General features: G+C 63.9%; 15 protein-coding genes, 1 tRNA gene and 1 riboswitch. Of the genes, 4 read left to right on the forward strand and 12 right to left on the reverse strand.

Going from position 1 to position 20,226, the window contains the following annotated elements; translation table 11 throughout:
* Positions 1 to 33: 33 nt before the first annotated feature.
* The 10 genes from OOZ63_RS08825 to rimP form a co-directional block, all read right to left on the reverse strand.
* Entirely contained in the window at positions 34 to 1,335 is a 1,302-nt protein-coding gene (locus OOZ63_RS08825; protein WP_266005054.1) for an MFS transporter, read from the reverse strand.
* Positions 1,336 to 1,425: 90 nt separating this feature from the next.
* The gene (gene ggt / locus OOZ63_RS08830; protein WP_266005055.1) at positions 1,426 to 3,405 is read right to left on the reverse strand and encodes a gamma-glutamyltransferase; all 1,980 of its coding nucleotides are present in this window, start codon (positions 3,403 to 3,405) and stop codon (positions 1,426 to 1,428) included.
* Positions 3,406 to 3,491: 86 nt separating this feature from the next.
* On the reverse strand, positions 3,492 to 4,628 hold the full coding sequence (locus tag OOZ63_RS08835; RefSeq protein WP_266005056.1) for an enoyl-CoA hydratase/isomerase family protein: 1,137 nt from the start codon (positions 4,626 to 4,628) through the stop codon (positions 3,492 to 3,494).
* 25 nt (positions 4,629 to 4,653) lie between these two features.
* Positions 4,654 to 5,550, reverse strand: coding sequence for a DMT family transporter (locus OOZ63_RS08840; RefSeq protein WP_266005057.1), 897 nt, complete (start codon positions 5,548 to 5,550; stop codon positions 4,654 to 4,656).
* A gap of 49 nt (positions 5,551 to 5,599) precedes the next feature.
* Positions 5,600 to 7,423: a translational GTPase TypA gene (gene typA / locus OOZ63_RS08845; RefSeq protein ID WP_266005058.1), complete on the reverse strand. Its 1,824-nt coding sequence runs from the start codon at positions 7,421 to 7,423 to the stop codon at positions 5,600 to 5,602.
* Complete coding sequence (truB, locus tag OOZ63_RS08850; RefSeq protein WP_266005059.1) at positions 7,420 to 8,382, reverse strand: tRNA pseudouridine(55) synthase TruB; 963 nt, start codon at positions 8,380 to 8,382, stop codon at positions 7,420 to 7,422. Before truB ends, typA begins: the two co-directional genes overlap by 4 nt.
* Before the next feature lie 9 nt (positions 8,383 to 8,391).
* Entirely contained in the window at positions 8,392 to 8,802 is a 411-nt protein-coding gene (gene rbfA, locus OOZ63_RS08855) for a 30S ribosome-binding factor RbfA (RefSeq protein ID WP_137944965.1), read from the reverse strand.
* A 93-nt stretch (positions 8,803 to 8,895) separates the two neighbouring features.
* Positions 8,896 to 11,913: a translation initiation factor IF-2 gene (infB, locus tag OOZ63_RS08860; protein WP_266005060.1), complete on the reverse strand. Its 3,018-nt coding sequence runs from the start codon at positions 11,911 to 11,913 to the stop codon at positions 8,896 to 8,898.
* 67 nt (positions 11,914 to 11,980) lie between these two features.
* The gene (gene nusA / locus OOZ63_RS08865; protein WP_262972709.1) at positions 11,981 to 13,456 is read right to left on the reverse strand and encodes a transcription termination factor NusA; all 1,476 of its coding nucleotides are present in this window, start codon (positions 13,454 to 13,456) and stop codon (positions 11,981 to 11,983) included.
* Positions 13,453 to 14,007: a ribosome maturation factor RimP gene (gene rimP / locus OOZ63_RS08870; protein ID WP_266005061.1), complete on the reverse strand. Its 555-nt coding sequence runs from the start codon at positions 14,005 to 14,007 to the stop codon at positions 13,453 to 13,455. The genes nusA and rimP overlap by 4 nt, the downstream gene beginning before the upstream one ends.
* 264 nt (positions 14,008 to 14,271) lie before the next feature.
* Between rimP and fabI the strand changes: the two genes are divergently transcribed.
* Entirely contained in the window at positions 14,272 to 15,051 is a 780-nt protein-coding gene (fabI, locus tag OOZ63_RS08875; protein ID WP_266005062.1) for an enoyl-ACP reductase FabI, read from the forward strand.
* 120 nt (positions 15,052 to 15,171) lie between these two features.
* Here the strand turns inward: fabI and OOZ63_RS08880 are convergent, their stop codons facing one another.
* Positions 15,172 to 17,430 (reverse strand): arginine/lysine/ornithine decarboxylase, encoded by a 2,259-nt coding sequence (locus tag OOZ63_RS08880; RefSeq protein ID WP_266005063.1) that lies wholly within the window; start codon positions 17,428 to 17,430, stop codon positions 15,172 to 15,174.
* 153 nt (positions 17,431 to 17,583) lie between these two features.
* Here OOZ63_RS08880 and OOZ63_RS08885 point away from each other — a divergent pair, with 153 nt between their 5' ends.
* A complete protein-coding gene (locus OOZ63_RS08885) occupies positions 17,584 to 18,012 on the forward strand; it encodes an NfeD family protein (protein ID WP_323055733.1) in 429 nt (142 codons plus the stop codon).
* 27 nt (positions 18,013 to 18,039) lie between these two features.
* Positions 18,040 to 18,951 (forward strand): SPFH domain-containing protein, encoded by a 912-nt coding sequence (locus tag OOZ63_RS08890; RefSeq protein WP_266005064.1) that lies wholly within the window; start codon positions 18,040 to 18,042, stop codon positions 18,949 to 18,951.
* A gap of 9 nt (positions 18,952 to 18,960) precedes the next feature.
* On the opposite strand, the gene ribB is transcribed toward OOZ63_RS08890, so the two are convergent.
* Complete coding sequence (ribB, locus tag OOZ63_RS08895) at positions 18,961 to 19,653, reverse strand: 3,4-dihydroxy-2-butanone-4-phosphate synthase (protein ID WP_416234710.1); 693 nt, start codon at positions 19,651 to 19,653, stop codon at positions 18,961 to 18,963.
* 109 nt (positions 19,654 to 19,762) lie between these two features.
* Positions 19,763 to 19,914, reverse strand: a riboswitch (FMN riboswitch).
* A 134-nt stretch (positions 19,915 to 20,048) separates the two neighbouring features.
* Between ribB and OOZ63_RS08900 the strand changes: the two genes are divergently transcribed.
* Positions 20,049 to 20,138: transfer RNA gene (locus OOZ63_RS08900), tRNA-Ser, on the forward strand.
* Positions 20,139 to 20,226 lie beyond the last annotated feature (88 nt).

Raw genomic sequence — 20,226 nt, forward strand, 5'->3', positions numbered from 1 at the left:
AGGGATTGATTTGCGAGGTCTGCACCCGCCGGATTATCGCAAACCCGGCGTTGGCGGCGGGCCGAAGAGCTCCGGATGACGGTGGGCATACCAGTCCTTGACTTGATCGTGATCGAGGGTCAAGAGCGTTTTGAAATCGGGTACGAACAGATAGCCGAGTGCGCTGGCCGCCGACAGCAAGCCGAACAGGAAGTAGACCGTGGACACCTCCAGTCTCAGCAGGGCCAGACCGGCCAGCGCAGGCCCGGCCGCCGCCGCGATGTTCATCGTCATCATGCCCACCGAGCTCAGGCGAGCCCGAAAATGCTCTGGGATGGCCAGCAAGCGATGGGTTTGGCCGACCAGCACGCCGCAGGAATTGGCCAGGCCGACCAAAAACAGGGCCAGCACCAGCACCTCGCCCTGGCCGGTCCAGCCCGCCAGAGCCAGGCCCAGGCCTTGGGCGGCGGTGGCGCCGACCCGGGTCGCGTAGCGGCCGATAAGTCGAGCCACCCAGGCCGAGCCGCCCAACGCGCCGACCAGCATGCCCAGCGACAGCCCGGTCTCGGCCGCGCCAAGCCAAGCGCCCGAGAGCCCCAGGACCTTGATCTTCAAGGGCACCAACATTGTGAATGCCGGGAACATGAACAGCATGCCGACAAAGTTCACCAGGGTCCAGCCCCGCTCCAGCGGCATGGTCCAGCTGGCCCGCAGACCCAGACGGAGGTCGTCGCGCCAGGCGCTCATGCCACGCCCCTGGCGCGCCGGCGGCGCCCGATGCGGCAACCGGCGCGCCAGCAGCACCGCGCTGAACAGCAGGCCGGCCTGCAGCCACAGCGCCGCGCCGGTCGACCAGGCCAGCAGGCTGCCGCCCAAGGCCGGCCCCAGTACCCGGCCCAACGACTGCGCGCTGCGCTGCAGGCTCAGGGCATCGGGCAGCTGCGGGCTCTCGACCAGGTCGGCAGCCACCGTCATCACCGCCGGCAACAACAGACCCGAGGCCAGCGCGCCCAGCAGCGCAGCCAGCAGGACCCAGCCGAGGTGGTAGTGATCGAGGCTGACCAGGGTGGCCAGCAGCAAGGCTACGAGCCCATAGAGCACGAGGCCCAGCATGATCAACCGACGTTTGGCCAGGCGGTCACCCAGCGGCGACAGCACCGGCATCACGATCACCGCTAGGGCGGCCGCGCTGAAGCCGTAAATGGCCAGATCACGGGCCCCGCCGTGGCCGGCAATCCACCAGGGCGCGGCGACCGCACCGACCATCAGTGCCAGCCAGCTCAGCAGCTCGCTGCACAGCAAGGCCCGAAACGGACGGCCCAGGGCGTCCACACGCCTGCGCATCACGGCAATCACCGCATCTCCCTGCGGCGCCCTCTTGGGAGCGCCGCCATCTCATTGTTTATTTGATCGCTGCCTGTGATTGTGGCCGAACGCGGGTGCGACTCAGGGCTTAAAGCTATCGCCCAGCACAACACCTTCACGGCGCGGGTCGGCGCCGCCGGTCAAGGTGGGCGTGCCATTGACCGGCACCCGGATGATCGTGGAGATGCCGCTGGACTGGGCATTGACCGACACCGTGTGGCCCAGCGCTCGCAGGCCGCTGACCAGGGGATCGGCCGCACCGCTGTTGGCGGCGTTCACATTCGGGTGCTCGCCGCCGACATTGGTGGTCGCGCTGTTTGCGGCACCGAAGTCGATGAGATTGGTCGCCTGCTGGGCGTCCAGCCCCCAGTCCAGTGCGCCGACCACGGTCTTGATCACGTACTGGATGATGGTGCTACCGCCGGGCGAGCCGGTGCCCATGTAGAAGTCGCCGATCTTGCCGTCGGCACCGGTCTTGAACACCAAGGTCGGCGCCATCGAGCTGCGCGGACGCTTCCCGGCGGCCACGCTGTTAGCGATCGGCAGGCCGGCCGCGTCGGTCGGCGTGGCAGAGAAATCGGTCAGCTGGTTGTTGAGGATAAAGCCTTGGGTCATGTGGAAGGAGCCGAAGGAGCTTTCCACCGTGGTCGTCATGACAACGGCATTGCCCTCCTTGTCGACGATGGTCATGTGGGTGGTGCCGTTCTCGGCTGTGCTGGAAAGGCCTTGGGCAGGCGTGCCGAAGTCACCCGGCTGCGCCGTGCCCATGCTCTTGCTAAAGCTGATCAGACCGGCGCGGCCGCGCAGATAGGGCTTGGCCAGCATCGCATCCCAGTTGCCTCCGGGCAGCGGCACGAAGTCGGTGTCGGCGATGTATTTGTCGCGGTCGGCATAGGCCAAGCGCCCGGCCTCGCTGATCAGGTGCACCCCGAACACGCTGGGCTTGCCGCCCTCTAGGTCGATTGCGCTGGGGCCGTGCAGACTCAGGTTGAAGTTCTCCAGCACGCCCAGGGCCGAGGCCACCGTGATGCCGCCCGACGAGGGCGGTGGCATGCCGCAGACCCAGTAGGCCCGGTAGGTGGTGCACACGGCCTCGCGCTTCTTTGGCTGGTAGGCGGTGAGGTCGGCCAGCGTGGTCTTGCCCGGGGTGATCGGCGTGCCGCCGGTCGTGGCCGCAACGCCGATCTTGTCGACGATGGCCTGCGCGATGGGGCCGGTGTAGAAGGCATCGGCGCCGCCGTTGGCGATCGCCGTCAGCGTTGCGGCATAAGCCGGGATCTTCAGCGTCGTGCCCAGTGCCTTGGCGCTTTGGTCTGCATTGAAATAGGTGGCGGCGGCCTCGGCATCGGCCAGCAGATTGCTGCGCGAGGTGCTGATCGCGGCGGCCATCCGCCCACTGATCGCAAAACCGTTGGTGGCCAGCTGGATACCGGGCTGGAACAGATCTTTCCAGGCGGTCTTGCCATGGGCTTTGTGGGCCATCTCCAGCATGCGCACAACACCGGGCGTGCCGATCGAGCGACCGCTGGCTCGGGCATTCGGCTTGGGCGCGCTCTGGTCGCCAGCGTCATCGATCCAGCGCAGGTAGTTGGGAGTGGCGGCGGCCGGCGCGGTCTCGCGGCCGTCGTAGCTCACCACGGTCTTGGTCTTGGCGTCAAAGTGCAGCATGAAGGCTCCGCCACCCAATCCGCTGGACTGCGGCTCGACCAGGCCCAGCACCGCCTGCACGGCCACGGCCGCATCGGTGGCCGTGCCGCCGGCCTTCAGCACCTCGCAGCCGGCCTTGCTTGCCAGCGGATTGGCCGTCACCACCATATAGCTCTTGGCGTGCACCAGCTTCTTGCCAACGCGATAACCCGAGGCCGGTTCGGGCGCCGCCGGATCGCCGGGCAGGCCGGAACCGACCACGACCGTGCCGGTATCACTGATGGCCTGGCAAGCCGTGTCCGCCAGCGGTGGAACGGGCGCCTCATCGTCATCATCGCTGCCTCCACAACTGCCGAGCAGCCAGAGCGGCGCAAGCAGCAAAGCGAGTTGAAGCGGGCGGGCAGCTGGTCGCATGAGAATCTCCGTGGGGGTGGCGCCCCATCCTAGGCTGCTTCCCTGCCCCGCCTCAGCTGCGTCGTGCGAATGCCGGATCGATACCCCTAGAACAAGGCCCGCAGCGGATGCTGATCCGGCGCCCAGGGGCTCTCAAAGAAGGTCTCGACCATGGCCGGCGTTACCTCCTCGATGCGCGACGGGTTCCAGCGCGGCGCATGGTCCTTGTCCACCGCCAGCGCGCGAATGCCTTCGACCGTCTCGCTGGCCGCACCCGGGCGCAACTGGAAACAGCGGTGCACCAGATCGCGCTCCATGCGCAGGTCCTCGGCCAGGCTCATCTGGCGCGCGCGGCGCAACTGCTCCAGGGTCACCGCCATCATCAGCGGCGAGCGCTTGTCCAGGGCCGCATAGGTGTGCTGGGCCCACTCGTCATCGACCGCGGCGCGCAACGAGGCCATGATGGCGGCAACATCGGGCAGCGAGAAATGTCGGTCAATACGGGCGCGCAAGCCCAGGTGATCAGCTGCTGGTGCAAGGTCAGCGCGCTCCATCACGGTGGCCACCACATGCTCAGCACTGCTCTGCTCGCCATGGCGGAAGGCCTCGACGATCGAGGGCAGCGCGCTGCTCTGCACGAATACATCGCCCAAGTTCAGCTCAATCGCGTCACCGGCGCCGATCACATGGCCGCTCAGCGCCAACCACTCGCCGATCCGACCTGGACATTGCCCAAGGAAGTAGCCGCCCCCGACATCGGGGAACAGGCCGATGAGGGTTTCGGGCATCGCCAGCTTCGAGTGCTCGGTCAGCACGCGCAGCTTCGCGCCCTGGCTGATGCCCATGCCACCGCCCATCACCACGCCATCCATCAGGGCGATATAGGGCTTGGGGTACTGGTGGATCAGGTGGTTGAGCGCGTACTCCTCAGTAAAGAAATCCTCCAGCGCGCAGCGATCGTCGGGATTGGCCGACAGCGCGGTCTGATGGAAGAAGCGGATATCGCCGCCAGCACAGAAGGCTGCCGGCTTACCGTCTCGGCCGGCGCCCAGGATCACCACGGCCTGGATCTGCGGCGCGCTCGCCCAGGTCTGCAGCAATAGGGTGATGTCTCGAATCATTGCCAGCGACAGCGCATTCAGCGCACTCGCGCGGTTCAGGGTGATCAGTCCCAGGCAGCCATTGGTCTCGGCCAGGATCTGGCCTTCGGATTGCAGCGTGGGGATTAGCGCAGCGGACGGCATGTCCAACTCCCGTTGTTCTTGGTTTTCAGTTTGTGCCCTGGGCCCGCGAGCGCAGCCCCAGCAATTCATTGCCCAGCAGAGCAAGCAGCACCATAGCACCCCCAGCCAGGGCCGCGGAAGACGGGGCTTCCCCAGCACCGAGCCAGGCCCACAGCACGCCGAAGATCACTTCCAGCAAACCCAGCAGCGCGATCTCGGGTGCGGCCAGCACGCGGGTCAGCCGCACCGCCAGCAGGCAGGGCACGGCCAGCTGGAACACCCCGAGGGCGGCCAGCAGGGTCAGGTCATGCGCGCCGGCTTGCACAGGCCAGGCCAAAGGCAGGGTCAGCGAGGCGGAGATCAGTGCGCCAAGCAGCACGGCCAGAAGCATGTCCGGGTCAGTGGCGCTAGCGGACTTGCCGCGTTGCACATGTTGCAGCAGGGTCCAGTTGGTGGCGGCGGCCAGCGGCACGGCGAATGCCACCGCCACGCCGATCAGCGCACCGGGCCCACCCTGCATCTCGTGGCCGAACATCCAGGCCATGCCCAAACTGCCAAGCGCGATCGCAGCCCAGGTACGAGTGGGCAGCCGATGTCGCAAAAAGACACGGGCGAACAGCGCCGTCAGCAAGGGTCCCAGCGACATCGTCACCAGCACATTGGCCACCGAGGTCAGCGTGATGCTCACCATGAAGGCGGTGAACATGGTGGCCCAACACAGGGCCGAGACCCAGACGCTGGCCGAGGCCCGCCGAATTTGCCCGGCCAGCGCCGGCCCGCGCATCCAGGCCAGGGCCACCGCCAGCGCCAGCGCATTGAAGGCACTACGCCAGAACGTCACCTCGAAGCTGCGTGCCGCCTCCAGATGCCGCGTCACCACGCCCGCCGTGCTCCACAGCAGCGTGACAACAACCATCAGCAATACCGCACGACGATGGGTCATAGACAAAATTGAGAGCGGCCCCGAAGGGCCGCCAGACAGCGAGGGCTGCTTAGTTGCGCGACGCGCGCTTGCGTTCGTTTTCAGAGAGGTGACGCTTGCGCAGACGCACGCTCTTAGGCGTGATCTCGACAAGTTCGTCGTCCTCGATGAATTCGACGCCATACTCCAAGGTCAGCTCGATCGGCGGCGTGATCTTGATCGCGTCTTCCTTGCCGCTCACGCGGAAGTTGGTCAGCTGCTTGGTGCGGGTGGCGTTGACGACCAGATCGTTGTCGCGGCTGTGGATGCCGACGATCATGCCTTCGTAGACTGGGTCGTTGGGCTTGACGAACATGCGGCCGCGGTCGTCCAGTTTGCCCAGCGCATAGGTGAAGATCTCACCCGCATCCATCGAGATCAGCACGCCGTTCTTGCGGCTGGCGATATCGCCCTTGTGCGGCTCGTAGCCGTCGAAGATATTGCTGATCAGGCCCGAACCGCGGGTCAGGTTGAGGAACTCATTGGAAAAGCCGATCAGGCCACGCGCCGGAATGCGGTACTCCAAGCGCACACGGCCACGGCCGTCCGGCTCCATATTGACCAGCTCACCCTTGCGCTCGCCCAGCGCCTGCATCACGCCGCCCTGGTGGGTTTCCTCGACATCGGCCGTCACAAGCTCGATAGGCTCATGCTTGACGCCATCGATATCCTGGAACACCACGCGCGGCTTGCTCACAGCCAGCTCGTAGCCCTCACGGCGCATATTCTCCAAGAGGATGGTCAGGTGCAATTCACCACGACCCATCACCTCGAAAATGCCGTCCTCGTCGGTTTCCTTGACGCGCAGCGCGACGTTGCTTTGCAGCTCTTTTTGCAGGCGGTCCCAGATCTGGCGGCTGGTGACGAACTTGCCTTCGCGACCGGCCAGCGGGCTGGTGTTGACGCAGAAGTTCATCGTCAGGGTCGGCTCATCGACCTTGAGCATGGGCAGCGGAGCCGGGTTGGCCACGCTGGTCACCGTCACGCCGATACCGATTTCTTCGATGCCGTTGATCAGCACGATGTCGCCGGGGCCGGCTTCGGTAACCTGCACGCGGTCCAGACCCTGGAAGGTCAACACATTGTTGACGCGACCCTTGACAGCCTTGCCGTCCGGGCCTTCCATCACCAGCACGTCCATCGCCGGCTTGATCGTGCCCTGGCTGATGCGGCCCACGCCGATGCGGCCAACGAAGGTGCTGTAGTCCAGCGCCGAGATCTGCAGTTGCAGCGGCGCGGACGGGTCGCCCTTTTGCGGCGGCACGTGCTTGAGCACGGTGTTGAACAGGGCCGACATATCGGGGCCCCACTGCTCACCCGGTGCGCCCTCTTCCAGCGAGGTCCATCCATTGATGCCGGAGGCATAGACGACCGGGAAGTCGAGCTGCTCGTCGTTGGCGCCGAGCTTGTCGAACAGGTCGAAGGCGGCGTTGATCACGGCGTCAGGCTTGGCACCAGGCTTGTCCACCTTGTTGACGACGACGATGGGCTTCAGGCCCAGGGCCAGCGCCTTCTTGGTGACAAAGCGGGTCTGCGGCATCGGGCCTTCCTGGGCATCGATCAGCAGCACCACACCATCAACCATTGACAGCGCGCGCTCGACTTCACCGCCGAAGTCCGCGTGTCCGGGGGTGTCGACGATATTGATGTGGGTACCCTCCCAGCTCACCGCGCAGTTCTTGGCCAGGATGGTGATGCCGCGCTCGCGTTCGATGGCGTTGTTGTCCATCACGGTGTCGACCACTTTCTCGTGCTCGGCAAAGGTGCCCGACTGGCGCAGCAGTTGGTCGACCATAGTGGTTTTGCCATGGTCAACGTGGGCGATGATGGCGATGTTGCGAATCTGCTTACTCATACGACGCTTTCAAAAAATCTGGGTTCGCTGCGAAGGCCTTCAACCTCCTGAGCGCTCAATAGTCGGTCGGCGATCAACTCGCCGGCGCTGATGTATGCACTGCCTAAAAGTACATGCGGCTCGGGCCCGTAGACCCTGACATGCGCCGCATCTGCAACGGCAACACGGCGCCGCAGACCGGTGAGAAAACGGGCGGCCTCGTCGCCGGGCAAGCACAGCGCGGGCCAGTCCGCCAACAAGGCGTCCGGGGGCCGAAGCAAGGCCTCGCGCTCAGTCTCGGTCAGCGCCGCCAGCGCGTCCAGGCTGATGGCCTGGTCGACGCTCAGCGGGCCGGAGCCGATGCGGCGCAGCGCGCCCAGAGAGGCGCCGCAGCCCAGGATTTTGCCCAGGTCTTCGGCCAGCGTGCGGATATAGGTCCCCTTGGAGCAGCGCACCCGCAAGCTCAGGATGTCATGCTGCCAATCCAGCATGTCAATCGAGTGAATCGTGATACGGCGTGTCGGGCGCTCGATTTCAATGCCTGCGCGGGCATATTCATACAGCGGCCGGCCTTCGTGCTTGAGCGCCGAGTACATCGGCGGCTTCTGCTCGATCTCGCCGCTCATCGCGGCCAGCGCAGCGGCGATCTGCTCGGCCGTCACCGCAACCTCGCGCTGCTCCAGCACTTCGCCCTCGGCGTCACCAGTGGTGGTCGTGAGGCCCAGCCGCAGTACGGCCTCGTAGGCCTTGTCGGCATCCAGGCTGACCTGGCTGAACTTGGTGGCCGCACCGAAGCACAGCGGCAGCAGGCCGGTGGCCAGCGGATCTAAGGTGCCGGTATGGCCGGCCTTCTCCGCCCGCAGCAGCCATTTGGCTTTCTGCAGCGCGTCGTTACTGGACAAGCCCAGCGGCTTGTCCAGTAACAACACGCCGTGCACGGCACGGCGTGTGATCCTGGGGCGCTGGGCGGGGCTGTTCATCGCGATGGCTCAGTCCTTGGCAGGCTCGCCAGCGCTACTGTCGGGCAGCGCGGGCTCGTCGTCCAGTGCCCGCGTCGCATTGGCTTTGTGGATCAGCGAGCTCAGCTCGGCCGCACGCTCGATGCTGCGGTCGAAATGGAAGTGCAAGGTCGGCACGGTGTGGATCTGCAAGCGCTTGAAAAGACCGTTGCGCAGAAAGCCGGCGGCCTCGTTGAGCGCCGCCTCGGTCTCGACCGGATCGCCGACCAACACCGAGAAAAACACCTTGGCATGGGCGTAATCGGGCGTGACCTCGACGGCATTGACCGTGGCCATGCCGATACGCGGATCTTTCAACTCACGGACCAGCTCGGCCAGATCGCGCTGGATCTGGTCGGCAACGCGGAAACCGCGGTTGGGAATAGCTCGTTTATGTCGCATGCTCAACTCCTTGGCGCCCTGTAAACGCAAACCCCGCCTTCGTGTGGAAGGCGGGGTTTGCTGACAAGTCTTTCGACTGAGGGCAACGCCGCCTTACAGCGTTCGGGCCACTTCCTTGATCTCGAAGAATTCCAACTGATCGCCCTCGGCGATGTCGTTGTAGTTCTTCAGCTTGATACCGCACTCGAAGCCTTCCTTGACTTCCTTGACATCGTCCTTCTCGCGACGGACCGAGTCGACCTCGCCGGTGTAAACCACGATGTTCTCGCGCAGCAGGCGGAACTTGGCACCACGGCGCACCAGGCCCGAGGTGACCATCGAACCGGCCACCGTGCCGATCTTGGAGGCCACGAAGACCACGCGGATCTCTGCCGTGCCGATGACTTCCTCGCGCTGCTCGGGAGCCAGCATGCCGGTCATCGCCGCCTTCACCTCATCCACGGCGTCATAGATGATGTTGTAGTAGCGGATGTCGACCGCATTGCCTTCGGCCAGCTTGCGCGCACCGGCATCGGCCCGAGTGTTGAAGCCGATGATGACCGCTTTTGAGGCGATCGCCAGGTTGACGTCGCTCTCGCTGATGCCGCCCACCGCCGCGTGCACGATCTGCACCTTGACTTCGGGCGTCGACAGCTTGAGCAGCGAGGAAGCCAGCGCCTCCTGCGAACCTTGCACATCGGCCTTGATGATCAGGCTCAGGGTCTGCTGGTCGCCACCGATGTTCTCGAACATGTTCTCGAGCTTGGCGGCTTGCTGGCGAGCCAGCTTGACATCGCGGTACTTGCCCGAGCGGAAGGTCGCAATCTCGCGAGCCCGACGCTCGTCGGACAGCACCATGAACTCGTCACCGGCCTGTGGCACTTCGGTCAGACCTTGGATTTCCACCGGGATCGACGGGCCTGCCTCGGTACAAGGCTTGCCGTCCTCGTCCAGCATGGCGCGCACGCGGCCATAGGTCGAGCCGGCCAGCACCACGTCGCCACGCTTGAGGGTGCCGCTTTGCACCAGGATGGTCGCGACCGGGCCGCGGCCCTTGTCCAGCTTGGCTTCGATCACCAGGCCCTTGGCCATCGAGTCCTTGGCGGCCTTGAGTTCCAGCACTTCGGCCTGCAGCAGCACCTGTTCCAGCAGGGCATCGATGCCCTCGCCGGTCTTGGCCGACACCGGCACGAATGGCGACTCGCCGCCAAATTCTTCGGGCACCACCTCTTCGGCGACCAGTTCGCTCTTCAGGCGTTCCAGATTGGCACCGGGCTTGTCGATCTTGTTCATCGCCACGACCAGGGGCACGCCGGCCGCCTTCGCGTGGTGGATGGCTTCCTTGGTCTGGGGCATCACACCGTCGTCCGCCGCCACCACCAGAATGACAATGTCGGTGGCCTTGGCGCCGCGGGCACGCATCTGCGTAAAGGCCGCGTGACCCGGGGTATCCAGGAAGGTGATCATGCCGCGCGGCGTATCGACGTGGTAAGCACCGATATGCTGCGTGATGCCACCGGCTTCGCCTGCGGCCACACGGGCACGGCGGATGTAGTCCAGCAGCGAGGTCTTGCCGTGGTCGACGTGACCCATAACGGTGACCACCGGCGCACGCGACAGCAGCTCGTGACTCTGCTCGGTAACGCCCTCTTCCTCGAGGAAAGCATCCGGATCGTCCAGCTTGGCCGCGAAGGCCTTGTGACCCATTTCCTCCACGACGATCATCGCGGTTTCCTGGTCCAGCTGCTGGTTGATCGTGACCATCTGGCCAAGCTTCATCAACTGCTTGATGACCTCGGAGGCCTTGATGGACATCTTGTGCGCCAGATCGGCCACCGAGATGGTTTCGGGGATGTGCACTTCCTGCACCACCGGTTCCGACGGTGCGACGAAGTTCGAGGGTGCGCCACCGCGATCATCGCGACCGCCGCGACGGCCACCTGCGCCACCCTTGGGTGCGCGCCAGCCCGTGGACGGACGGGCACCGGCGGGGCCGGTCGAACCAATGGTCTTCAGACCGCGCTTCTTGGCAGCGTCGTCGGCCCAACTGCTCGACAGCTTCTCGGACTTGACCGACTTCTTGTCGCCCGGCTTGGCAGCACCAGCAGCGGCCGGCGCCGGAGCGCCCGGCGTGCCCGGCTTCTTATGGATGGTGCCCTTGATCTCCTTGGCCGGGTCCGGCTTCGGCTCTTCCGGCTTCTTCGCGACCATCACCTTCTTCGGTGCATTCATCATCGCGCGGATCGCCGCAGCCTCGGCCTCGGCTGCCTTGCGGCGGCGCTCCAGGTCGACCTGTTTTTGCTTCTCTTCGGCACCCACATCGACCGCCTTGATCACCCGCAGCGCGGGCTTGGGCGGCTCGACCGGTGCTGCCGGCGCAGCCACGGGCGCAGCAGGTGCGGCGACTTCCGGAGCCGGTGCGGCTACTTCGGGCGCCGGTGCGGCGGCCGCAGGTGCGGCGCGACGCCCGCCACCGGCCACTGCCTTATTGATTGCGGCAGCGGCCACCTTGGCGGCTTCACGGGCTGCCGAGTTGTCGGCAGCAGCGGCCGGTTTGGCTTTGGCGGCTTTAGCCGCAGCAGCATCGGCCGCAGCCTTGGCAGCGGCTTCCTCGGCAGCGCGTGCTTCGGCAGCCAGCTTGTCCTGACGGCGCTGCTCTTCGGCGGCACGGGCGGCGCGCTCGGCTTCCTCACGCTCGCGCACGCGGATCGCCAACTCTTCTTCCTGGCGACGCAGGGCTTCGGCCTGGGCCTGGGCTTCCTCTTCGCGGCGCTGCAGATCAGCCTCTTCGGCGGCGGCGGCCCCAGCCTCGTCCAGGCCACCAGGTGCGTCATCGCGCTTGACGAAAGTGCGCTTCTTGCGCACCTCGACCTGGATGGTGCGAGCCTTGCCGCTGGCGTCGGCCTGCTTGATCTCGCTGGTCGACTTGCGGGTCAGCGTGATTTTCTTGCGGTCGGCGCCACCGGTACCGTGCGCGGTGCGCAGGTAGTCCAGCAGACGTTCCTTGTCGGCTTCGTTGAGGGCGTCATCGGTAGACGCCTTTTTGACGCCCGCAGCTTGCAGCTGCTCAAGCAGCGTGCTCGCAGGCCTTTGAAGCTCTGCAGCGAACTGGGCGACGGTAGTCACAGCCATTGTTGGATCCTTAACTTATGCGTTCTTTGCTGTGCGAATGACGGGTTTGTGCGGGCATTTCGCTGCCTCAAACAAACCAATGTTCGCGGGCCTTCATGATCATGGCGCGGGCCGCAGCCTCGTCCATGCCGGCCAGTTCAACGAGCTCGTCGACGGCCAGATCGGCCAAGTCGTCACGGGTATGGATATTGCCGTCAGCGAGTTTGGCAACCAGTTCGGGCGTCATGCCCTCCAGGTCGCGCAGGTCTTGGGACACTTCCTCGACCTTTTCCTCGCGTGCAATTTCCATGGTCAGCAGCGCATCCTTGGCCCGGGTGCGCAACTCGTTGACCGTGTCCTCGTCGAAGGCCTCGATTTCCAGCATTTCCTGCATAGGCACGTAGGCCACTTCTTCCAGGCTGGTAAAACCCTCGGCGATCAGGATGTCGGCGACTTCGGCATCGACGTCGAGCTTGTCGACGAAGAGCTTGCGCACCGATTCCGATTCGATCTCATGCTTGGCCGCAGATTCCTCGGCCGACATGATATTGATACGCCAGCCGGTCAGCTCGGAAGCGAGCCGCACGTTCTGGCCGCCACGGCCAATCGCGATGGCGAGGTTCTCCTCGTCCACCACCACGTCCATGGCATGTCGTTCTTCGTCCACCACGATGGACTGCACATTCGCAGGCGCCAGCGCGCCGATCACGAACTGGGCCGGGTCCTCCGACCACAGCACGATGTCCACCCGCTCGCCGGCCAACTCGTTGGTCACGCCGTTGACGCGAGAACCCCGCACGCCCACACAGGTGCCGATCGGGTCGACCCGCTTGTCGTGGGACAACACGGCGATCTTGGCGCGGCTGCCGGCATCACGAGCGCAGCTCTTGATCTCCAGCAGACCCTGCTCGATCTCTGGCACTTCCTGGGCAAACAGCTCCTTCATGAACTCGGGCGATGAGCGCGAGAGCATGATTTGCGGACCGCGCTGCGTCGGATCGATACCAAGGATGACGGCGCGTACGCGGTCACCGGTGCGCAGGTTTTCCTTGGGAATCATCTCGCCACGCTTGAGGCGGCCTTCGATGCGGCCCGACTCGGCGATGATGTCGCCCTTGTCCAGGCGCTTGACCGTACCCATGAAGATCTTCTCGCCGCGCGACAGGAAGTCGTTGAGCAACTGCTCGCGCTCGGCGTCGCGGATCTTCTGCAGGATCACCTGCTTGGCGGCCTGGGCGCCGATACGGCCGATCGGCACCGAGTCGATCGGCTCCTCGATATGGTCTTCGACCTCGATATCGGCGATCTGCTCCTGGGCTTCAAACAGCAGGATCTCGGCATCAGCATTCTGCAAGCCGGCCTCATTGGGCACGACATGCCAGCGACGGAAGGTCTCGTAGGCGCCCGAATCGCGGTCAACGGAGACGCGGATGTCCACCTCGCCGCCATACAACTTCTTGGTGGCCGAGGCCAGGGCAGCTTCCACCGCGCCGAACACCACATCGCGCTCCACGCTCTTCTCGCGCGAAATCGCATCCACCAACATCAAAAGTTCGCGGTTCATTGATCAGGACCTCCGTCAACCTTGTCATCCTTGGGCACGGCACTGAGCTTGCCGGCCTTCTTGTCTGGCGCCGGCTTGGCGCCGCGCCCCTTGAAGTTCACCACCGGCACCAGTCGCGCCTCGCGGACTTCTTCAAGAGAAAAATCCAATGCCTGATCGCTCTTGCCGTCATTGAAGACCAGCCGCCAGCCCTCACCCTCGGCTTCCAGCACACCCTTGTACTTCTTGCGCCCCTGGAACGGCATGCGCAAGGTCACCTCGATCTCCTGGCCGACAAAGCGCTGGTAGTCGGCCGCTTTCTTCAGCGGGCGATCCAGACCGGGCGAGGACACCTCAAGGCGCTCATAGGCGCAGTTCTCGACTTCGAGCACATACTGCAACTGGCGCGTCACGCGCTCGCAGTCTTCCACCGTGATCAGCTCGCCGGCCAAGGCCTGCTCAGCCAATTTGTCAATATAGACACGCAGCAGGCCGCCGGGGCTGCGTTCGCAGTCCACCATGTCGTAACCCAGACCGGTCACGGTTTTTTCAACGGCGGCTTGCCAGTTCATGCTTTGACTCATGCAGCGGGTGTCTCGGGCTCTCGTGGGTACTGTTGGTATGCAAAAGCGATCAAGCAAAAAAAATGGGCTGGATGAATCCGCCCACCTCAGTGCCCCGCCGAAAAGCCCTCGAACAACCGTTAAACAGTATTCAAAGCCCCTCAGCGAAGGCAGGATTGTACTATGCAAGCACCATGCCCGCAAGCTGCGGCGCTCGCGAAGTACCGATGGCATGCCAAAATCCGAGGCTTATTTTAATGACAAGGAGCCACCATGGGTTTTCTCGCCGGCAAGCGACTGCTGATCACGGGCGTGCTGTCCAACCGCTCGATTGCCTACGGCATCGCCAAAGCCTGCCACCGCGAGGGGGCCGAGCTGGCTTTCAGCTACCAGGGTGAGCGTTTCAAGGAGCGCATCACCGAGTTTGCCAGCGAGTTCGGCTCAAAGCTCGTTTTTGATTGCGATGTGTCCGACGACGCTCAGATCCAGGCTCTTTTCGACCAGTTGGGCGAGGCCTGGCCCGAGTTTGATGGTTTTGTGCACTCGATCGGTTTCGCGCCGCGCGAAGCAATCGCCGGCGACTTCCTTGACGGACTCACTCGCGAGAACTTCCGCATCGCCCACGACATCTCCGCCTACAGCTTCCCGGCCATGGCGAAGCTGGCCGCGCCGCGCCTGCGCCCGGGTGCCGCGCTTCTGACGCTTAGCTATCTGGGCGCGGAGCGCTATGTACCCAACTACAACACCATGGGACTGGCCAAGGCCTCGCTGGAGGCCAGCGTGCGCTATCTGGCGCATTCGCTGGGCGCCAAGGGCGTGCGCGTCAACGGCATCTCTGCCGGCCCGATCAAAACCCTTGCCGCCTCGGGCATCAAGGACTTCGGCAAGCTGCTGAGCCAGTTCGCCGCCAGCGCACCGATCCGGCGCAATGTGACGATCGAGGATGTCGGCAACACCGCCGCCTTCTTGTTCTCCGATCTATCCGCCGGAATCAGCTCCGAGATCATCTATGTCGACGGCGGCTTCAGCCACGTCGCCCTGACCAGCGAATAATCGGCTATCCGCCGAGCCGCACCCAAGGGCAGCCGAACGAAAAAAGCGCCGGTCTAGCCGGCGCTTTTTCTATTCCCGCAGGGAATCGCCCAGCTGAGCTCCGGGCGAAGGACTCACGAATCAAGCCACACAGTCGACGTAGTAGCTCGACTTGCCATCCTCACCCTTCTCCTCCACCAGGCCATGCACATCGGTGGCAAAGCCGGGGAACTTGGCATTGAACTCGCGGGTGAACTTCAGATAATCGACGATCTTCTTGTTGAAGCGCTCGCCAGGGATCAAGAGCGGAATGCCGGGCGGATAAGGCGTCAGCAAGGACGTCGTAACCCGGCCTTCCAGATGATCGACCGCCACCCGCTCGGTCTTTCGGTGTGCGATATGGGCATAGGCATCGCTGGGCTTCATCGCCGGCTCCAGGTCCGACAGATAGACCTCAGTAGTCAGGCGGGCGATATCGCCCTTGGCATAGGCCTCGTGGATGCTTTGGCACAAATCACGCAAGCCCATGCGCTCATAGCGCGGTTGGGCAGCAACGAATTCCGGCATGATGCGCCACAGCGGCGCGTTCTTGTCGTAGTCGTCCTTGAACTGCTGCAAGGCGGTCAGCAAGGTGTTCCAGCGGCCCTTGGTGATACCGATCGTGAACAGGATGAAGAACGAGTACAGGCCGGTCTTCTCGACCACGACGCCATGCTCGGCGAGGAATTTGGTGACGATGGAGGCCGGAATTCCGCTGTCCGCGAACTTGCCGCTCATGTCAAGGCCGGGCGTGATGATGGTGGACTTGATCGGGTCCAGCATGTTGAAGCCGGCGGCGATATTGCCGAAGCCATGCCACTTCTCGTTGGCCTTCAGCATCCAGTCGGCCGGTTTGCCGAAGCCGTCCTCGGTCAGCTTATCCGGTCCCCAGACCTTGAACCACCAGTCCTTCTTGCCGTAGTCCTTCTCGACCTTGCGCATTGCACGGCGAAAGTCCAGCGCCTCCGAAATACTCTCCTCCACCAGCGCGGTGCCGCCGGGTGGCTCCATCATCGCGGCCGCAACATCACAGCTGGCGATGATCGAGTATTGCGGACTGGTGCTGGTGTGCATCAGATAGGCCTCGTTGAACAGATGCTTGTCCAGCTTGACGTTCTGCGAGTCCTGCACCAGCACCTGAGAAGCCTGGCTGAGGCCAGCCAGCAGCTTGTGGGTCGACTGCGTGGCATAGACCATGGCCGTCTTCGGGCGCGGGCGGTTCTTGCCCATCGCATGGAAGCTGCCGTAAAAATTGTGGAAGGCTGCGTGCGGCAGCCAGGCTTCGTCGAAATGCAGGGTGTCGATCCAGCCGTCGAGCTTGGCCTTGATAGTCTCGGTGTTGTAGAGCACACCGTCATAGGTGCTCTGCGTCAGGGTCATGATGCGCGGCTTGACCTTCTTGACGTCCACACCCTTGAGCAGCGGGTTCTTTGCGATCTTCTTCTTGATCGACTCCGGCGAGAACTCGCTCTCGGGGATCGGACCGATGATGCCGTAGTGGTTGCGCGTCGGGGTCATAAAGACCGGCACAGCGCCGGTCATGATGATGGCGTGCAAGATGCTCTTGTGGCAGTTGCGGTCGACGACAACAACGTCGCCCGGCGCCACCGTGTGGTGCCAGACCATCTTGTTGGAGGTCGAGGTGCCATTGGTGACGAAAAAGCAATGGTCGGCATTGAAGATGCGCGCCGCATTCTTCTCCGAGGCGGCAACCGGGCCGGTGTGGTCCAGCAGCTGACCGAGTTCCTCCACCGCGTTGCAGACGTCGGCGCGCAGCATGTTTTCGCCGAAGAACTGGTGGAACATCTGACCCACCGGGCTTTTCAGAAAGGCCACGCCGCCGGAGTGCCCGGGGCAATGCCAGCTGTATGAGCCATCCTGCGCATAGTCCATCAGCGCCTTGAAGAACGGCGGCGCAAGCCCGTCCAGGTAGCTCTTTGCCTCGCGGATGATGTGACGGGCCACGAACTCCGGCGTGTCCTCGAACATGTGGATAAAGCCATGCAGCTCGCGCAGCACGTCATTGGGCAGATGCTGGGAGGTCCGGGTCTCGCCATACACATAGATCGGAATGTCCGCGTTCTTAAAGCGGATCTCCTCGATGAACTTGCGCAGGCTCAGTACAGCCGGATCAAGCTCCGGGCCGGGCGTGAATTCGTTGTCGTCGATCGACAGGATGAAGGCACTGGCCCGGCTTTGCTGCTGGGCGAACTGGCTCAAATCGCCGTAGCTGGTGACCCCCAGCACCTCAAAGCCCTCTTTCTGGATCGCATCGGCGAGGGCTCGGATTCCCAAACCGGACGTATTCTCCGAGCGGTAGTCCTCATCAATGATCACAATCGGAAAGCGAAAACGCAGCATTCGGGGCCTCCAAAGGGCTGGGGCAAAAAAAACAGAAGGCGCGAAGTGTAGGGCCAAGCATTGCCTACGCGGGCACGGCTTCGTGCTTTGTCTCACAAAGCGGACGGGCCCGAGAACTACACTCGAATCACATCATGAGTTTGGGGAGGTGACATGGACATGAATCAGGCCACCGTCTGGTGGCTGATCGCCGGAGGCCTGGTGGCAATCGAACTGACCACCGGCACGTTTTATCTGTTGATGCTCGCCGTCGGCGCCGCAGCCGCCGCACTCGCCGCCCACCTTGGCCTGGGCCTGACGGCGCAGATCGCCACAGCCGCGGTGATCGGTGGCGCTGCCGTCGTGCTCTGGCATCAAAAGCGCGCCGCACGCGGCCAGACGGCCCCTGCCGGGTCGAATCCCGATGTCAACCTTGACATCGGCCAAAGCGTGCAGGTCGATCACTGGCTGCCTGGCGGACGCGCGACGGTCAAGTACCGCGGCGCCGAGTGGCAGGCCCGCTACCAGGGCAGCGACACGCCCGTCACAGGCCGCTATGTGATACGCGCGGTCGAAGGCAGCTGCCTGCTGCTGGATCACTGACACCAACATCAAGAGGGAGCCTCGCTCATGGAAATCGCACTGGTTCTGCTGGTCATCGCCGCCATCTTCGTGGCCCGCTCGATCAAGGTCGTACCGCAACAGAACGCCTGGGTAGTCGAGCGCCTGGGCAAGTTCCACGCGACCTTGACGCCCGGACTGAACTTCCTTGTCCCCTTCGTCGACCGACTAGCCTACAAGCACTCGCTGAAGGAAATCCCGCTCGACGTGCCCAGCCAAGTCTGCATCACCAAGGACAACACCCAGCTGACAGTAGACGGCATCCTCTACTTCCAGGTCACTGATGCCATGCGCGCCAGCTATGGCTCCAGCAACTATATTGTCGCGATCACCCAGCTGGCTCAGACCACGCTGCGTTCTGTGATCGGACGCATGGAACTGGACCGCACATTCGAGGAGCGCGCCATCATCAACACCTCGGTCGTCGAAGCGCTGGATGAGGCCGCGCTGAACTGGGGCGTCAAGGTGCTGCGCTACGAGATCAAAGACCTGACCCCGCCGCCGGCCATCCTGCATTCAATGCAGGCCCAGATCACCGCTGAGCGAGAAAAGCGTGCGCTGATCGCCGCCTCCGAGGGCCGGCGTCAGGAGCAGATCAATATCGCTACCGGCGAGCGCGAAGCGGCTATCGCCCGCTCCGAGGGCGAGAAGCAAGCAGAGATCAACAAGGCCCAGGGTGAGGCCGCCGCAATAACGGCGGTGGCCGATGCCACCGCCGACGCGATCCGCAAGATCGCCGCCGCCATTGAGCAACCGGGCGGTCAGCAGGCCGTGCAGCTGAAGGTCGCGGAAAAGGCCGTCGACGCCTATGCCCAGCTGGCCCAGAAGAACAACACGATGATTGTCCCCGGCAATATGAGCGAGGTCGGCGGCCTGATCGGCACAGCCATGGCCTTGATGAGGGGCAGCAAGCCCTCCTGAACTCCAAATTCAGGCCGCCTGGCGCCACCCTTTTTGACGGTAGTCGGCCAGCTCGGCAATGCTGAGCATCGGCAAGCCATGGCGTTGGGCAAAGTCCAGCACCTGCTGGCCACGGCTCATCGTGCCATCGGCATTCATCAGCTCACACAACACCGCAGCACCCGACAGGCCGGCCATCAAGGCCAGATCGACCGAGCCCTCGGTATGGCCACGCCTTGCCAGCACGCCGCCAGGCACTGCGCGCAAGGGGAACACATGGCCGGGCCGGGCCAGATCTGCCGGCACTGCATCGGGCGCAATCGCCGCACGCACGGTCGTCAACCGATCGGCTGCACTGACACCGGTGCCCACGCCCTGGCGCGCCTCGATGCTGACAGTAAAGGCCGTGCCATAGCGGCTTTCGTTGCTGGCGACCATGGGCGGCAGCGCCAGCCGCTCTATGTGTGCATCCTGCAGGCACAAGCAGACGATGCCGCTGCACTCACGGATCAGCAGGGCCATCGAGGCCTCGGTCAGGTGCTCGGCCGCGATGATCAGATCGGCCTCGTCCTCGCGGTCGTCATCGTCAGTCAGCAGCACCGGCTGGCCGGCACGCATCGCGATCAGCGCCGCCGCCAGGCGTGCAGGCATGCGCAGTATCTCTTGCTCGCTGCAGGCCACAGCGTCGGAGTACACAGGGGTAGAAATATCGTGTTGAGACATGGTTGAAACGCTCCTCGTGAAAGGTGGGAGAAGACATTTCAGGGCGCGCAAACAAGCACCCGCAGCCGCGCGGGCGATAGTCACCCACGCCGCAACCGAGCGCTTGCTGGCACATCTTCTTTCATCCGGACTGTGACCGTCGGCTCTGGCATCGCACCAGATCTGCTGACCTCGAACCGGGGAGGCTCGAGCGCTCGCGGGCTCACCAGCTTGCGCTGGCCTACCGCCGGTGGGGAATTTCGCCCCGCCCTGAAGACGTGTGCCGGCTTGCGCCGGCACCAACATAGTAGCGGCGCGCATCGCTCCACCGGTGTCCGCTGTGCGACTTGCGTGCCCATCTAGCGGAGCGACATTTGCTCAAGCCAGGCAAAAACTGCGCTATGATGGCGGGCTTCGGAGAGGTGGATGAGCGGTTTAAGTCGCACGCCTGGAAAGCGTGTGTGGGTTTATCCCCACCGCGGGTTCGAATCCCGCCCTCTCCGCCAAGACACACTTCTCAAGAAGTCCAAAGCCGTCCCAGAGACGGCTTTTTTTCGTCTTTTTCATGGGGAAAAGGCCCCCACCACCCCAAGA

Source organism: Paucibacter sp. PLA-PC-4, from assembly GCF_026241155.1.
Taxonomy (GTDB): Bacteria; Pseudomonadota; Gammaproteobacteria; order Burkholderiales; family Burkholderiaceae_C; genus Roseateles_E.

Coding starts and splice junctions, on each gene's coding strand:
- ggt (WP_266005055.1), bottom strand. CDS start 3,405: ATGCGACCAGCTGCCCGCCCGCTTCAACTCGCTTTGCTGCTTGCGCCG.
- OOZ63_RS08835 (WP_266005056.1), bottom strand. CDS start 4,628: ATGCCGTCCGCTGCGCTAATCCCCACGCTGCAATCCGAAGGCCAGATC.
- OOZ63_RS08840 (WP_266005057.1), bottom strand. CDS start 5,550: ATGACCCATCGTCGTGCGGTATTGCTGATGGTTGTTGTCACGCTGCTG.
- typA (WP_266005058.1), bottom strand. CDS start 7,423: ATGAGTAAGCAGATTCGCAACATCGCCATCATCGCCCACGTTGACCAT.
- truB (WP_266005059.1), bottom strand. CDS start 8,382: ATGAACAGCCCCGCCCAGCGCCCCAGGATCACACGCCGTGCCGTGCAC.
- rbfA (WP_137944965.1), bottom strand. CDS start 8,802: ATGCGACATAAACGAGCTATTCCCAACCGCGGTTTCCGCGTTGCCGAC.
- infB (WP_266005060.1), bottom strand. CDS start 11,913: ATGGCTGTGACTACCGTCGCCCAGTTCGCTGCAGAGCTTCAAAGGCCT.
- nusA (WP_262972709.1), bottom strand. CDS start 13,456: ATGAACCGCGAACTTTTGATGTTGGTGGATGCGATTTCGCGCGAGAAG.
- rimP (WP_266005061.1), bottom strand. CDS start 14,007: ATGAACTGGCAAGCCGCCGTTGAAAAAACCGTGACCGGTCTGGGTTAC.
- fabI (WP_266005062.1), top strand. CDS start 14,272: ATGGGTTTTCTCGCCGGCAAGCGACTGCTGATCACGGGCGTGCTGTCC.
- OOZ63_RS08880 (WP_266005063.1), bottom strand. CDS start 17,430: ATGCTGCGTTTTCGCTTTCCGATTGTGATCATTGATGAGGACTACCGC.
- OOZ63_RS08885 (WP_323055733.1), top strand. CDS start 17,584: ATGGACATGAATCAGGCCACCGTCTGGTGGCTGATCGCCGGAGGCCTG.
- OOZ63_RS08890 (WP_266005064.1), top strand. CDS start 18,040: ATGGAAATCGCACTGGTTCTGCTGGTCATCGCCGCCATCTTCGTGGCC.
- ribB (WP_416234710.1), bottom strand. CDS start 19,653: ATGTCTCAACACGATATTTCTACCCCTGTGTACTCCGACGCTGTGGCC.